This is a genomic window from Leisingera sp. G5_S3_59_S7, assembly GCF_054968485.1.
On sequence record NZ_JBQKUH010000011.1, the window covers coordinates 74,648 to 88,381 of the forward strand.

13 protein-coding genes and 1 tRNA gene are annotated in these 13,734 nt (G+C 63.4%); 6 read left to right on the plus strand and 8 right to left on the minus strand.

The window, feature by feature from the left end; all coding sequences use genetic code 11:
- Positions 1 to 23: 23 nt before the first annotated feature.
- The 4 genes from ACTRWG_RS07790 to ACTRWG_RS07805 form a co-directional block, all read right to left on the minus strand.
- Positions 24 to 884, minus strand: coding sequence for a CobW family GTP-binding protein (locus ACTRWG_RS07790; RefSeq protein ID WP_462829193.1), 861 nt, complete (start codon positions 882 to 884; stop codon positions 24 to 26).
- Between the two features lie 209 nt (positions 885 to 1,093).
- Positions 1,094 to 2,110: a Fe(3+) ABC transporter substrate-binding protein gene (locus ACTRWG_RS07795; protein ID WP_259971460.1), complete on the minus strand. Its 1,017-nt coding sequence runs from the start codon at positions 2,108 to 2,110 to the stop codon at positions 1,094 to 1,096.
- A 375-nt stretch (positions 2,111 to 2,485) separates the two neighbouring features.
- Positions 2,486 to 2,611 carry a type B 50S ribosomal protein L36 gene (gene ykgO, locus ACTRWG_RS07800; protein WP_005648635.1) on the minus strand — a complete coding sequence of 42 codons (126 nt, stop codon included), beginning with the start codon at positions 2,609 to 2,611 and terminating at the stop codon, positions 2,486 to 2,488.
- A gap of 79 nt (positions 2,612 to 2,690) precedes the next feature.
- Positions 2,691 to 2,765 (minus strand) — tRNA-Val (locus tag ACTRWG_RS07805).
- Positions 2,766 to 2,927: 162 nt separating this feature from the next.
- Between ACTRWG_RS07805 and ACTRWG_RS07810 the strand changes: the two genes are divergently transcribed.
- Positions 2,928 to 3,788 (plus strand): N-formylglutamate amidohydrolase, encoded by an 861-nt coding sequence (locus ACTRWG_RS07810; protein ID WP_027235676.1) that lies wholly within the window; start codon positions 2,928 to 2,930, stop codon positions 3,786 to 3,788.
- A gap of 18 nt (positions 3,789 to 3,806) precedes the next feature.
- Here the strand turns inward: ACTRWG_RS07810 and ACTRWG_RS07815 are convergent, their stop codons facing one another.
- Positions 3,807 to 5,060, minus strand: coding sequence for a DNA polymerase IV (locus tag ACTRWG_RS07815; protein WP_084299529.1), 1,254 nt, complete (start codon positions 5,058 to 5,060; stop codon positions 3,807 to 3,809).
- Positions 5,061 to 5,150: 90 nt separating this feature from the next.
- Here ACTRWG_RS07815 and ACTRWG_RS07820 point away from each other — a divergent pair, with 90 nt between their 5' ends.
- The gene (locus ACTRWG_RS07820; RefSeq protein WP_027235674.1) at positions 5,151 to 5,573 is read left to right on the plus strand and encodes an NUDIX hydrolase; all 423 of its coding nucleotides are present in this window, start codon (positions 5,151 to 5,153) and stop codon (positions 5,571 to 5,573) included.
- 407 nt (positions 5,574 to 5,980) lie between these two features.
- Here the strand turns inward: ACTRWG_RS07820 and pyrF are convergent, their stop codons facing one another.
- On the minus strand, positions 5,981 to 6,697 hold the full coding sequence (pyrF, locus tag ACTRWG_RS07825) for an orotidine-5'-phosphate decarboxylase (protein WP_027235673.1): 717 nt from the start codon (positions 6,695 to 6,697) through the stop codon (positions 5,981 to 5,983).
- Between the two features lie 350 nt (positions 6,698 to 7,047).
- Here pyrF and clpB point away from each other — a divergent pair, with 350 nt between their 5' ends.
- Both clpB and ACTRWG_RS07835 read left to right on the plus strand, forming a co-directional pair.
- Complete coding sequence (clpB, locus tag ACTRWG_RS07830; protein ID WP_027235672.1) at positions 7,048 to 9,666, plus strand: ATP-dependent chaperone ClpB; 2,619 nt, start codon at positions 7,048 to 7,050, stop codon at positions 9,664 to 9,666.
- A gap of 144 nt (positions 9,667 to 9,810) precedes the next feature.
- Entirely contained in the window at positions 9,811 to 10,452 is a 642-nt protein-coding gene (locus tag ACTRWG_RS07835) for a TVP38/TMEM64 family protein (protein ID WP_051357777.1), read from the plus strand.
- A gap of 28 nt (positions 10,453 to 10,480) precedes the next feature.
- Here the strand turns inward: ACTRWG_RS07835 and ACTRWG_RS07840 are convergent, their stop codons facing one another.
- Positions 10,481 to 11,050 carry a hypothetical protein gene (locus tag ACTRWG_RS07840; RefSeq protein ID WP_027235671.1) on the minus strand — a complete coding sequence of 190 codons (570 nt, stop codon included), beginning with the start codon at positions 11,048 to 11,050 and terminating at the stop codon, positions 10,481 to 10,483.
- A 90-nt stretch (positions 11,051 to 11,140) separates the two neighbouring features.
- On the minus strand, positions 11,141 to 11,578 hold the full coding sequence (locus ACTRWG_RS07845; protein ID WP_027235670.1) for a DUF302 domain-containing protein: 438 nt from the start codon (positions 11,576 to 11,578) through the stop codon (positions 11,141 to 11,143).
- A 254-nt stretch (positions 11,579 to 11,832) separates the two neighbouring features.
- On the opposite strand from ACTRWG_RS07845, the gene msrP reads away from it, so the two are divergent.
- On the plus strand, positions 11,833 to 12,753 hold the full coding sequence (gene msrP, locus ACTRWG_RS07850) for a protein-methionine-sulfoxide reductase catalytic subunit MsrP (protein ID WP_027235669.1): 921 nt from the start codon (positions 11,833 to 11,835) through the stop codon (positions 12,751 to 12,753).
- A gap of 11 nt (positions 12,754 to 12,764) precedes the next feature.
- On the plus strand, positions 12,765 to 13,388 hold the full coding sequence (msrQ, locus tag ACTRWG_RS07855) for a protein-methionine-sulfoxide reductase heme-binding subunit MsrQ (RefSeq protein ID WP_027235668.1): 624 nt from the start codon (positions 12,765 to 12,767) through the stop codon (positions 13,386 to 13,388).
- Positions 13,389 to 13,734: the final 346 nt, after the last annotated feature.

A 13,734-nucleotide genomic window follows, 5' to 3' on the forward strand; every position in this document is an offset into this window, starting at 1 on the left:
GCGTTCCTGACGAAAGGGGCGGCTTATGCCGCCCACCAGGCCTCGATCTCGTCACGGGAAATCCGGTCTGAAGGGCCCAGGCCCACCAGAACAGTTTCCTCTGCCTCGCAGCGTTTCGCCTCAACATGGCGGCCCACCACATGCAGCTCATAAGCGCCGCCGGTGGTCAGCACGAACCCCTTCATCCGGTAGAGCCCGGCAGGACGGCCTGCCAGCTTGTCCCCCAGCGCGCGGCGGTCCAGCACGGTGCGGCTGCGGTGCTGCCAAGTGGTATAGGCGGGGTGGGCGGCGACCGCGCGGCCCTTGGGTAGCGGCACCACGTCGAACAGCAATTCCGCCACAGGAGAGCCGTTCAGCACCGTCGGGGTGCGGGCGCCAGCCGACTTCAGCGCGGCGCCGAGCGTTTCGGAAATTTCACCGCATTTGGTGGCGATCACCAGATCGGCTGCGCGGATCTGCTGCTCTGCCTGGGGGGTAATCAGCGGATCGTTCAGCAGCGTTTGCGCATTCCCCGCATCCACCAAGGTGACGATGCCGCCGTAGCTGAGGCCGTTTTCATTGAGAACGGAATTGGCGATGGCCACCGGATCGGAAATGCCGCTGGCCTCGATCACCAGATGGTCCGGGTGTTCGGGGCGGTTCAGCACTTGCCGCAGTGCCACGGCCAGGTCGTCGCCCATTGTGCAGCAGACGCAGCCATTGGTGAGGGCGATCTTGCCGCCATCCGTGTCCTGGATCAGCGCGTCGTCTATATTGACCGCGCCGAAGTCATTCACGATCACGGCCAGCTTCAGTCCGTGATCCTCGGCCAGCAGACGGTTGATCAGGGTGGTCTTGCCCGCCCCCAGATACCCGCTGATAATCGTTACCGGCAACCGGTTCATAAGCTCTGGTCCCCCAGAGCTCGGCGTGCTCCTGACGGCATGTTCCCCCCCCCGAATTTTAAGATGCGCGAACGTATAGGCGTCCGGAGCTAAGGGGTCTAGAAAAAGCTGGGGGTGCGCCGCAATTTTGGTGTCCGTCAGTCAGGGCAGGCACGGATGCAAAAAAGCGCGACCGGGGGCCGCGCTTCTCCGGTTTTAAAGTTCTGGTGTTATTTCCATCCAACGTCGTTGAAGATTTTCTGTGCCTCGGGCAGGTTCTTGGCAACCTCCGACAGGTTCACGTCGTCCGGCTTGAAATGGCCAAGCGCTGCGATCGACGGGGCCAGGCCAACGCCCGGAACCGCCGGGTATTCGTCATTGCCGGCCGAGAAATAGGCTTGGGCGGAATCGCTGGCGAGGTACTCCAGGAACTTGACGGCGTTGTCCTTGTTCGGGGCATGCACGGCAACACCGCCACCGGACAGGTTCATATGCGCGCCTTCGGTATTCTGCGAGGGGAACAGCCAGCCGATCTGGTCACGGTTTTCCGACACACCCTTGACGTCCTTGCGGATCGCGCGGGCGAAGTAATAGCTGTTGGCCACGGCGATATCGCATTCGCCCGAAATAATGCCGCGCATCTGGTCGGTGTCGCCGCCCTGCGGGTCGCGCGCCATGTTGGCAACCACGCCTTCGGCCCAGCTGCGGGCTGCGTCTGCGCCGTGATGAGTCACGATCGAGGCCAGCAGGGTCTGGTTGTAGGTGTTCTTGGAGGAGCGGATGCACACCTTGCCCTTATACGCGGGGTCGGCCAGGTCCAGATAGGTCAGCGGCGGATTGGCGACCTCGTCCTTGTCATAGAAGATGATCCGCGAGCGCTGGCTGAAGCCGAACCACTGGTTGTCCTGGTCCTGCAGATAGGCTGGCACGCGGGTCTCCAGCACATCGCTTTCGATGCTTTGCAGCACGCCTGCGTCCTTGGCCCGGGTCAGGCGGGAGGTGTCGACGGTGATCAGAATGTCGGCGGGAGAGTTTTCGCCTTCAGCCGTCAACCGGGCAATCAGTTCATCCGCATTGCCTTCGATCCGGTTGATGGTGATGCCGGTGGCCTCTTCAAACTCCGAATAGAGCTGTTCGTCGGTGTCATAGTGACGCGAGGAATAGATGTTCAGTTCACCTTCGGCAGCAGCGGTGGTGGCGATGGCCGCGGTCAGCGCGCCGGCCAGTACTGTGGTGGCTTTCAGCATGTGATGTCCCGTTCGTTAGTGGCTCTTTTTCCGACTGAAACAGTCAATTAATGAATTTTCCAACGGATGCAACGAATTTCCGACAAAAGAAATCAGATATTTTGCCGCGGCGGTGCAAGACGGGGGGCGGAGGGACGGAAGCCCTGCCGGTTCCGGGCCGCCGCTGCTGCGTGTGGTGAGCTGTCCGGTGGGCCCGCATAGGTTCGGCCTCTTCCGTCCGTCGCAGGGCTTTTGGCAAAGCCCGCCAAGCATTGCCCGGCGGCAGCCGGGGTATCTGCGGGCGCGGCTCCTTGGCCAGGACCGGAAACCGCAGGCCCCAAACGCAAAAAAACCGCATCGGGTGATGCGGTTTTCTGTGTGTCGCTGTGTCGGATCTTAGCCCTGTCGCGCTTTGAACTTGCGCTGGGTCTTGTTGATCACGTAAACGCGGCCTTTGCGGCGCACAACCCGGCAATCGCGGTGCCGGTTCTTCAGCGAACGGAGCGAGTTCTTGACCTTCATGGTCTCTCTCCTTGTCTGCGGCGCGAACCAGCGCCTGGGTTAGCGGGTGCCGTGGCCGTAGCCAGGGCAGTGAATGGAATGGTGGGCGATACAAGGATCGAACTTGTGACCCCTTCGATGTCAACGAAGTGCTCTACCGCTGAGCTAATCGCCCACTCTGGCCTGCCCAGCCTCCTGCCCCTTAGAAGTGAAAGGGGCGCGGGGTGCCGCGCCGGTGAGGGGGTCTATAAATAGAGTCGCCCGAGGGTGCAAGAGCTTTTGACCGCAGAAATTTCCGCGATATGCTGTTTCTTGCACAAGAAGCACCGGAGCAAGGATGCCTGATACAGCGTTTTCCGTGAATTCCCCGCAGAAACTGGCGTCCGCGGTGGTTTTTGCCTCTCCCCACAGCGGTACCGATTACAGCGATTCCTTTCTGGCACAGTCGATTCTGGGGCGGAAAACCATCCGCAGCTCAGAGGATGCTTTTGTCGACCAGCTGTTCCAGGCGGCGCCGGAATTCGGGGCGCCGCTGCTGACTGCGGTCAAGCCGCGTGCCTATCTGGACCTGAACCGCTCGCCCGATGAACTGGACCCGGCGGTGATCGACGGGGTGCAGCGGCGCGGGCAGAACCCGCGGGTGGCGTCAGGCCTGGGGGTGATTCCCCGCGTAGTGGCCAACGGGCGCGCGATCTACCGCGGCAAGCTGACCCTGGCCGAGGCCGAGGAGCGGATCAGCTGTTACTGGCACCCTTATCACCAGGCACTGAAGGGGCTTCTGGAGCAGGCGCACCGGCGTTTCGGGCAGGCGATTCTGGTCGACTGCCACTCAATGCCGCATGAGGCGATCGACACCATGGCGCCAATTGGCAGCGGCAAGCCGGAGGTGGTGCTGGGCGACCGGTTCGGTGCTGCCGCGGACAGCAGTGTGGTGGACCGGATCGAGGCGGCTTTTGCCGCGGCGGGGCTGAAAGTGGCCCGCAATACGCCGTTTGCCGGGGCTTACATCGCGCAGACCTACGGCCGGCCGTCGCGGCGCCAGCATGCGGTCCAGATCGAGATCGACCGGGCGCTCTATATGGATGAGGTCAATATCCGGCCCAACGGAAATTTCGAGCCGCTGCAGAAACTGCTGCGCCAGGTGACCGCGGAGATTGCGGCCATCGGGCAGGAGGAAATTCCGCTGGCGGCGGAATAAGGGAATGCAACGCACGGCTTAGCGCAGGGCGCGGCCTTTGAGAATCGCTCCGTCGCCGAACCGTTTCCGGATCGCATCCGTGGCGCGTTCCGCCTCCGCCCGCTTTCCGGCCTGCGGGTCCAGCAAATCGCCGCTCTCGTCGGCCTGCGATTCGGGCACCAAGTCAGAGATACCGCAGCCCAGCAGCCGGTAGGGGCCCTCGTTGCCCACCTGATCCAGCAGGCCGCGGGCGGTGCGGTAGATCCGGTCGGCGATCTGGGTGGGGCTGTGCAGGGTGACCCGCCGGGTCAGCGCCGAGTGGTTGGCGCGCTTCAGTTTGAGGGTGACAACCCGGCCTGCCACTTCCCGCGCCTTGGCCCTGTCCGAGACTTTTTCGGCCAGCCGCCACAAATGGCCGTCGAGTACTTCGAGGCTGGCAGTGTCTTCAAAGAAGGTGGTTTCATTGGAGATCGACTTAATGGGCGCATGGGCGGAAACCCGGCGCCGGTCCTGGCCGCGGGCCAGGTGCCAAAGCCGGTCGCCCATCGAGCCGAAGCGGCTGTGCAGCGCTTCGCGGTCCCAGCGCAAGAGATCGGAAAAGGTGCGAATGCCTGCCTTGTCCAGGCTGGCCTGGGCTGCGGGTCCGATGCCCCAGATCAGCCGCACCGGTTTTTCGCGCAGGAAATCGCCTGTCTCGGCCTTGCCGATCACCGAAAATCCGCGCGGCTTGTCGAGGTCGGAGGCAACCTTGGCCAGGAACTTGTTGTGGCTGAGCCCGATGGAGCCGGTGACGCCCAGTTCGTCCTTCATCCGCTTGACCAGCCGCGCCAGCATCACCGCGGGCGGCGCGCCATGCAGCTTTTCGGTGCCAGTGAGGTCCATGAAAGCCTCATCCAGTGAAAGCGGCTCCACATCCGGGGTCAGCTCATTCATTATCTTGCGGATTTCGCGGCTGACCTCGACATAGACATTCATGCGCGGCTTGATCACCACTGCGTCGGGGCAGAGTTTCAGCGCCTGGAACATCGGCATGGCGGAGCGGACGCCGCGGATGCGGGCGACATAGCAGGCGGTGGAGACCACCCCGCGCTTGCCGCCGCCGATGATCACGGGCTTGGTGGCCAGCTCAGGATTGTCGCGTTTCTCGACGCTGGCGTAAAAGGCGTCGCAGTCCATGTGTGCAATGGTGAGGGAGAACAGCTCCTCATGCGCCTTGATCCGCGGGCTGCCGCAATGCGGGCAGCGCCGGGCTAGGGGGATCTGGTTCAGGCAGTCTCGGCAAAGGGCGTGCATGGGAGGCGGCTGGCTGTGGTCCTGGAGGCGGCAGTCTAGCTTGCGGCGGAGGGCTTGTCTTTAGCGCGGCGGATTGCCAAGTGACAGATCATGACATCAGCAGGCGAAGATTTTGCCGGCGCCAAGCTGGCGGTGTTTCTAGGGCAGAATCTGCTGGTCATCCAGCGGGATGACAGACCTGATATTCCTTATCCCGGCCATTGGGATTTGCCGGGCGGCGGCCGTGAAGCAGGCGAAAGCCCCGCGGCCTGTGCACTGCGCGAGACCGTTGAAGAGGTCGGGCTGGTGCTGGAGCCGGCAGCGCTGGTCTGGGCGCGGCCCTATCAGCGTCCGCACGGGCGGGTCTGGTTCTTTGCCGCGCATTTGCCAGCGTCAGCCGTTGAGCTGATCCGGTTCGGGGATGAGGGGCAGGGCTGGGCGCTGATGGCGCCGGAGGTCTATTGCGCCCATCCCTTGGCCGTGCCGCATTTCGCGGCGCGCCTGCGCGAGTACCTTGCTGAACGGCGAAGGTGAAAGCGGAAATTTCAGGAAGCAGAAAGAAAGATCCCCCGCTGGAATGCGGGGGGAAGGTGACGGGTCTCAGGAAGAAAAGCCCGTCTGGGGAGTGTCTCATCTGCAGAATCGCGCAGCCAGCGCCGTTTCGCAAAGTTTGCGGGTCGCGGGCGAAGCGGCGGCTTTTCCGGGTGTGCCTTTTGGGTTACAGGACGATTTGGCGCAGAAACCGGTTCAGCGGCAGGTTTCATCAGTGAAAAGAGTGCGTTGACGTTAGGTAAGCTGGCGGCATGGCGGTGGACCGCGCAGAATAGATGTGTCCACCGCACATTTTTTATTGCTGCCTGTTTTTTAAGCAGAGGCCGGCCTGCGCCGTTTGCGGCGCAGGCGCTTTCGTGCTGCGGACCTTCTGGGCCGCGCGGTGGCGGTCAGGTTTGCGTGCCGGCCAGCTCTGCCAGGATGGCCTCAGCCGCGGCGCGGGGGCTGTCTGCTGTCCAGATCGGGCGGCCCACTACGATATGGTCGGCGCCGTCTGCGATGGCGGACGCCGGGGTGGCGACGCGTTTCTGGTCGCCCAAGGCCGCTCCGGCAGGGCGGACGCCTGGGGTGACGATCAGCTTGCCTTCCGCCTCGGGCAGGGCGCGGATCAGCGCGGCCTCCTGCGGGCTGGCGATCACCCCGTCGGCGCCGGCGGCAAAGGCGTTGCCTGCGCGCTCCAGCACCAGGTCCTGCACAGCGCCCGCCTTGATCAGCGCACCATCCAGGTCCTGCCGGTCGAGCGAGGTGAGGATAGTGACGGCGAGGATCTTGAGGTCCTTGCCAGCCGCGCCTTCCTTGGCGGCGCGCACCACGTAAGGGTCGCCATGCACGGTGAGGAAGTCGAGGTCGAACTGCGCCAGGCCCCGCACCGCGTTTTCCACGGTGGCGCCGATGTCAAAGAGTTTCATGTCGAGAAAGATGCGCTTGCCGTGCTCCTGCTTGAGCTCATTGGCCAGCGCCAGTCCGCCGCCAGTGAGCATGCCAAGACCGATTTTGTAAAAGGAGACAGCATCGCCCAGCTGTTCGGCCAGTTTCAGCCCGTCCAGCGCGTTGGGGACATCCATGGCAACAATCAGGCGGTCATCGGCGCGCGGGGCTTGGGTCATGGGGCAGTCCTTTGTGGCAGCTGTGGCGTGAACTGGCGTTTCATACGCAAGGGGCAGGCATTCGGCAAGGTGCCGCTGCGGCGGGCGGGTGCTCCCGCATCTGAACAGGCCCCTGGCGGCGCCTATTGCAGATTTTGGGCCCGGCGCCGCGCTGGTGCGCGGCGCGGTTGCGTCCGGGGCGGCGGGCTGGGCGCAAAGTTGACGCAGGTCAGGGATTTCCTCACCTTTTGCGGGCATGATGATCTTGAAGCGGCGGCATCGCTTCCCACATCTATTGCCGAGGCCCGGACCGGGGCGTGCCGCAAAGCGGGCGCTGCCAATAACGCGGGCGCTTGAAAAAGGAGAGCAAGATGGACTTGAACAAGTTCACGGAGCGTGCACGTGGGTTCGTGCAGGCGGCGCAGACCATTGCGATGCGCGAGGGGCACCAGCGGCTGGTGCCAGAGCATATTCTGAAAGCATTGATGGACGACGATCAGGGGCTGGCAAGCAATCTGATCTCGCGCGCGGGCGGCGCGCCTGCGCGCGTGGCGGAGGCCGTTGATGCGGCCGTTGCAAAGCAGCCCGAGGTGAGCGGCGACGCCGCGCAGATCTATCTGGACGGGCAGACTGCCAAGGTGCTGGATGAGGCCGCCAAGATTGCCGAGAAGGCGGGCGACAGCTTTGTGCCGGTGGAACGGCTGCTGATGGCGCTGTGCATGGTCAAATCCAAGGCCAAGGAGGCGCTGGAGGCGGGCGAAGTGTCCGCCCAGAAGCTCAACGAAGCGATCAATGACATCCGCAAGGGGCGCACGGCCGACTCGGCAACCGCTGAGGAAGGCTACGATGCGTTGAAGAAATACGCCCGCGACCTGACCGAAGCGGCGCGTGAGGGCAAGATCGACCCGATCATCGGCCGGGACGAAGAAATCCGCCGCTCGATGCAGGTGCTGTCGCGCCGGACCAAGAACAACCCGGTTCTGATTGGTGAGCCGGGCGTCGGTAAAACCGCAATTGCTGAGGGCATGGCGCTGCGCATCATCAACGGCGATGTGCCTGAGTCGCTGCGCGACAAGAAGCTGCTTGCGCTCGACATGGGTGCGCTGATCGCCGGCGCAAAATACCGCGGCGAATTCGAGGAGCGTCTGAAAGCCGTTCTGACGGAAGTCACCGAAGCCGCGGGAGAGATCATCCTGTTCATTGACGAGATGCACACGCTGGTCGGCGCGGGCAAATCGGATGGCGCCATGGATGCCGCCAATCTGATCAAGCCGGCGCTGGCGCGCGGCGAGCTGCATTGCATCGGCGCCACCACGCTGGATGAATACCGCAAGTATGTGGAGAAGGACGCCGCCCTGGCCCGGCGGTTCCAGCCGGTGATGATTACTGAGCCCACGGTGGAGGACACTGTGTCGATCCTGCGCGGCATCAAGGAAAAGTATGAGCTGCACCACGGGGTGCGCATTGCCGATGCGGCGCTGGTGGCGGCGTCGACGCTTTCGAACCGCTACATCACTGACCGCTTTCTGCCGGACAAGGCGATTGACCTGATGGATGAGGCCGCCTCCCGCCTGCGGATGCAGGTGGATTCGAAACCGGAAGAGCTGGATGCGCTGGACCGGCAGATTCTGCAAATGCAGATCGAGGAAGAGGCGCTGAAGCTGGAGGATGATGCGGCCTCCAAGGACCGCCTGGAGAAGCTGCAGAAGGAACTGGCGGAGTTGCAAGAGCAATCCGCCGAGATGACCGCGCAGTGGCAGTCGGAGCGGGACAAGCTGGCCTCGGCCCGCGACCTGAAGGAGCAGCTGGACCGCGCCCGGGCGGAGCTGGATATCGCCAAGCGGAAGGGCAACCTCGCGAAGGCAGGTGAGCTGTCCTATGGCGTCATTCCGGGGCTGGAGAAGCAGCTGGCGGATGCCGAGCAGAAAGAAGAGCAGGGGCTGATGGTCGAGGAGGCCGTGCGGCCTGAGCAGATCGCAGCCGTTGTGGAGCGCTGGACCGGCATTCCGACCTCCAAGATGCTGGAGGGCGAGCGCGAGAAGCTGCTGCGCATGGAGGATGAGCTGCACCGCCGGGTGATCGGCCAAAACGCCGCCGTCACGGCGGTTGCCAACTCGGTGCGCCGCGCGCGGGCAGGTCTGAATGACGAGAACCGGCCTCTGGGGTCATTCCTGTTCCTCGGGCCGACCGGTGTCGGCAAGACCGAGCTCACCAAGGCAGTAGCCGGGTTCCTTTTCGACGACGAGCACGCGATGGTGCGTATCGACATGTCGGAGTACATGGAGAAGCACTCGGTCGCCCGGCTGATCGGCGCGCCTCCGGGCTATGTCGGGTACGACGAAGGCGGGGCGCTGACCGAGGCCGTGCGCCGCCGCCCCTATCAGGTGGTGCTGTTCGACGAGGTCGAGAAGGCGCATCCGGACGTGTTCAACGTGCTGCTGCAGGTGCTGGATGACGGTATGCTGACCGATGGTCAGGGCCGCACCGTCGACTTCAAACAAACGCTGATCGTGCTGACCTCGAACCTCGGTGCGCAGGCGCTGAGCCAGCTGCCGGACGGGGCCGATGCCTCGGAGGCTAAGCGCGACGTGATGGATGCGGTGCGGGCCCACTTCCGGCCCGAGTTCCTGAACCGTCTGGATGAGACCATTATCTTCGACCGCCTGAACCGTGCGGACATGGACGGCATCGTCGAGATCCAGCTGGCCCGGCTGCTCAAGCGGCTGGCGGGGCGCAAGATCACGCTGGAGCTGGACGAGGCGGCCAAGACCTGGCTGGCGGACGAGGGCTATGATCCGGTGTTCGGCGCCCGGCCGCTGAAGCGGGTGATCCAGCGTGCGCTGCAGAACCCGCTGGCCGAGGCTCTGCTGGGCGGCGAGATCAAGGATGGCGATACCGTCCCGGTCACGGCCGGCAGCGAGGGGCTGATTATCGGCGAGCGGCTGGGCACCAGCGACAAGCCGCGGCCGGATGATGCCGTCGTGCATTAATCGGCCGTGCATTAAGAGCAGATCGTGAACCTGAAAGGGCCCGCCTGCAGTGGCGGGCCTTTTCATGACTGCCTGGCCGCGCATTTTGCGGCAGTGGCGGAAAGCGCTAGACTGGCAGCTATTCTTAGCACAGGTGCCGGTAATATGATCCGCATCAGGCGCAGAACGGCCTTTGCCGCGTTTCTCCTCGTGCTGCTGTGCGGCGCGCTGGCGGCCTATGTGCTGAATGGGCAGGTGCGCCCGGTGGAGGATATGGTTGTCTGGCTGCGCAGTACAGGTGCCTGGGCGCCGCTGGCGGTGATTGTTTTGATGGTGGTGCATTCCTTTGTGCCGTTTCCAGCGGAAATCCTGGCGCTGTGTGCAGGTGCAATCTTTGGCACGCTCCTGGGGGCGGTGCTGATCTGGACTGGGGCGATGCTTGGGGCGCTGGTGGCCTTTTGGCTGGCGCGCCGTCTGGGCCAGGAGGCCGTCCGGGACTGGCTGAGCGGGGCGCAGGTGCGGCAGCTGGATGCCTGGACCGAGGAACGGGGGGCGCTGGCGCTGCTGGCGGCGCGCCTGGTCCCGGTAATCGCTTTTAACCTGATCAACTATGCCGCCGGGCTGACCCAGGTCCGCCTTTGGACCTTTGTGTGGACTACCGCGCTGGGCATCCTGCCGGTGACGCTGCTGTCCACGTGGTTCGGGGCGCAGATGCTGGATTTGGACTGGCCGGTGCTGGCGGCGGTCTCAGCCGGGCTGCTGATTGCCCTGCTGGCCATGCACCGGCTGGCGCGGCCCTGGCTCTGACACTGGGGCCGGGCCTTGCAAAGGGGGGTTAACTGCCCGCCGCCGCTTCCTTGGCCATCCGGCGCGCGTACTTGCGGCGAAGGACTTCCATACGCGGTTCCCAGTCGTATCGGGGATCCTCGGTGGTGGCGGACCAGTAGAGCTTGCCGCCATAGCGCCAGGGATCGAGTACGACACCCTCGTAGATGTCATCGCCCTTGGCTGCGATCACCGCGGTGCTGTGGTCGATGCGGAAATCGCTTTTCGGCTCGGCAATGGCACGCAGCATCGACAGCGTCCGGAAGTTCTCCTGATTGAGGCGGGCCTGCATATCCTCGGCGTAATGCACGCAGACGCCGCGCTCCTTGACGCCGGTGTTCACCAGAGTGTTGTGGAGAATCGGCGAGGTGGTGACATTGTACTGCTCGGCCAGCTGGGCAGAGTAGCTGTAGGCGATCTCTGCCGCGCGGCGGGCCTCAGCAGGGTCGACCTCGGGGCCCATCGACTGCAGCGCAAGAGAAAGCTCCTCGACATTGTTCTTGGTCGCAGCGGGGGTGGTGGCGCAGCCTGCCAGCGAGGCGGCAGCTAGCATCATCAGGGAAGCAAGGAAGGATTTCATGTATTGTCTGCCCGAGCCGGAATTTATGTTTCCGGCCAGCATAATGAAATCCGGCAGCCTGTGCAGCGGGGAAATTACCCGTCAAGACGCCTATTCTTCGATCGCTTCCTGCACGATTCCATCCAGCAAGTCCTGGATCACCTGCATCTCTCCCTCGGGGAAGGACCGGAAGCCGATGCTGACCTCTTGCGCGCCCGGCAGCTGGGCCACGAAGATGTTATAGGGGCAGAAGGAGATGTTCATCGGATCTGCCTCCATCACCTCGCGCGACAGCTGGGCGGAGCAGAAGGAGAATACTTGCGCGCTCTGAAACAGCACCACGTCGGATCCGACATCGGCGCGGGTGCGCTCCAGCATATCGCCCACATGGCTGACGTGATCGACCACCAGCCCGCGGTTGGTGATGGCGCTTTCTAATCCAAAGATCACATCGTCATAAGGCAGTGCAGTGGTGTGGAGCACGGCCTCCTGCGCTGCGGCGGTCTGGGCGGTGAGGGCAAGGGCTGCTGCGGCGATGTGCTTTTTCATGGTGTCTCTCCCTTTGCGACCGCCAGGGCGGACGGTCCCGGCGGTTGCGTTATACATATAGGGATGTTTGCATGGGATGGGCCGTCCCGCCACCGGGAAAATCGCCGCGGCGCCTTTTTCCTTGTTCCCGTTCACAGCGGGTGAAGGATTGGATGTTACGTTACAGGTCTCTCGCGCAGTCGTGACAGGATATGTTTTGGGTTTTGCGCACGGCGCCGTTACCTCAGATGTGACTGGATAATCAGGAGACGCAGATGGCCCGCCGCTGGACCAACGATTTAACCCCTGCAGACGCAACCCCGGAGGCCGTGTTCTGGAACCGCCGCCGGATCATGGCAGGGCTGGCAGGCAGCGGGCTGGCTGCGGCGCTGGGCACGCAGGCCCGGGCGGAAGCGGCTCTGCCGGAAGAGGAGCTGGCGCCCAACACCTGGGAAGAGGTGACCGGTTACTGCAACTTCTATGAGTTCGGAACCGGCAAGGGAGATCCGTCCGAATATGCTGAGCGGATGACCACCGAGCCCTGGAGTGTCGCGATCGACGGTTTGGTGGACAATCCGGGCGACTATTCCTTTGAACAGATCCTGAGTGAGATGACGCTTGAAGAGCGCATCTACAGGTTCCGCTGTGTTGAGGCCTGGTCGATGGTGGTGCCTTGGCAGGGGTTCGAGCTGGCTGACCTGCTGACCCTTGCGGGGGTGCAGGAGGGCGCGAAATACGTGGCCTTCGAGACTCTCTACCGCCCGTCCGAGATGCCGGGCACCATCTATAAGGTGCTGGACTGGCCCTATCGCGAGGGGCTGCGCCTGGACGAGGCGATGCACCCGCTGACGATCATGGCGACCGGCATCTTCGGCAAACCGCTGCCCAACCAGAACGGTGCGCCGCTGCGGCTGGTGGTGCCGTGGAAATACGGCTTTAAATCGATCAAGTCGGTGGTGCGCATCACCCTGACCGATGAAGAGCCCCCAACCAGCTGGAACATGGCGAACCCGCGTGAGTACGGCTTCTATAGTAATGTGAATCCGGAAGTCTCGCACCCGCGCTGGAGCCAAGCCAGCGAGCGCCGCATCGGCGGGGGGCTGTTTGCCCGCCGTCAGCCGACGCTGATGTTCAACGGATACGAGGCCGAGGTAGCCGCCCTTTATGAAGGCATGGACCTCAGCGAGTATTTCTAAGGAGGCCGCGGATGGGATTTGCAAACCAGCTTGTCCGGTGCCTGCCCGTCTGGCCGGTATACCTCCTGGGCGCGCTGCCTGGCCCCTGGCTGTTCTATCTTGGCCTGACGGGCGGTCTTGGCGTTGAGCCGATCAAGGCACTGGAGCATGAATACGGGGAGTTGGCGCTGCAGCTTCTGATCCTGACGCTGGCGATTTCTCCGCTGCGCCGCCTGCTGGGCCTCAACCTTCTGAAGTTCCGCCGGGCGATCGGGCTGCTGTGCTTCTTTTATGTTCTGTGCCACCTGCTGGTCTGGCTGGTGCTGGATGTGCAGATCCTGGGCCAGATCCTCACTGACATTGCCAAGCGGCCCTATATCACCATCGGCATGGGTGCCTTTGTCCTGATGCTGCCGCTTGCGCTGACTTCCAACAACCTCTCGGTCCGCAAGCTCGGCCGGACTTGGTCCCGGCTGCACCGGCTGACCTATGCCGCGGCTGTGCTTGGTGCTGTGCACTTTGTGATGCTGGCAAAAGGGTTTCAGATCGAGCCGCTGATCTACCTCGGGCTTGTGCTTTTCCTGCTGGCGCTGCGCGTGCCGTACAGCCGCTGGCTCAGACTGCCATCCGGAACGCCGGTCTCCGGACGGAGTTAGGTGCAAGAGGCGGGCATGTGCCGCGATCTTGTTGCAGGCTTGGACATGCTGGAGCGCTGAAGCTTTGATGGGCGGCCTTTGGGCCGTCCCTTTTCTTTGGGTCTGTGCCCTCTTTGTCCTTTGGCCGGATTCCCCGGGGTATTTGGGACAAGGGTAGGGGGTGACTCTGGTGGCTTTGGTGCGATTCCTGGGCTGGTTCTGTGGATAAGGGGTGCGAGTCTGTGGGTAAGTGGTTCGGGCTTGGGTTTTGGGGTGTTCCGGGCGGTTTGCGGTGCGGGGCTGGGGCGGAAAGCGGGTCAGGGGCGCTGACTTTGTTTTGGTGTAAGCCTTTGATTTTATTGTGTGC

Coding starts and splice junctions, on each gene's coding strand:
- msrQ (WP_027235668.1), top strand. CDS start 12,765: ATGGGATTTGCAAACCAGCTTGTCCGGTGCCTGCCCGTCTGGCCGGTA.
- ykgO (WP_005648635.1), bottom strand. CDS start 2,611: ATGAAGGTCAAGAACTCGCTCCGTTCGCTGAAGAACCGGCACCGCGAT.
- ACTRWG_RS07845 (WP_027235670.1), bottom strand. CDS start 11,578: ATGAAAAAGCACATCGCCGCAGCAGCCCTTGCCCTCACCGCCCAGACC.
- msrP (WP_027235669.1), top strand. CDS start 11,833: ATGGCCCGCCGCTGGACCAACGATTTAACCCCTGCAGACGCAACCCCG.
- ACTRWG_RS07820 (WP_027235674.1), top strand. CDS start 5,151: ATGACATCAGCAGGCGAAGATTTTGCCGGCGCCAAGCTGGCGGTGTTT.
- pyrF (WP_027235673.1), bottom strand. CDS start 6,697: ATGACCCAAGCCCCGCGCGCCGATGACCGCCTGATTGTTGCCATGGAT.
- ACTRWG_RS07795 (WP_259971460.1), bottom strand. CDS start 2,110: ATGCTGAAAGCCACCACAGTACTGGCCGGCGCGCTGACCGCGGCCATC.
- ACTRWG_RS07840 (WP_027235671.1), bottom strand. CDS start 11,050: ATGAAATCCTTCCTTGCTTCCCTGATGATGCTAGCTGCCGCCTCGCTG.
- ACTRWG_RS07835 (WP_051357777.1), top strand. CDS start 9,811: ATGATCCGCATCAGGCGCAGAACGGCCTTTGCCGCGTTTCTCCTCGTG.
- ACTRWG_RS07810 (WP_027235676.1), top strand. CDS start 2,928: ATGCCTGATACAGCGTTTTCCGTGAATTCCCCGCAGAAACTGGCGTCC.
- ACTRWG_RS07790 (WP_462829193.1), bottom strand. CDS start 884: ATGAACCGGTTGCCGGTAACGATTATCAGCGGGTATCTGGGGGCGGGC.
- ACTRWG_RS07815 (WP_084299529.1), bottom strand. CDS start 5,060: ATGCACGCCCTTTGCCGAGACTGCCTGAACCAGATCCCCCTAGCCCGG.
- clpB (WP_027235672.1), top strand. CDS start 7,048: ATGGACTTGAACAAGTTCACGGAGCGTGCACGTGGGTTCGTGCAGGCG.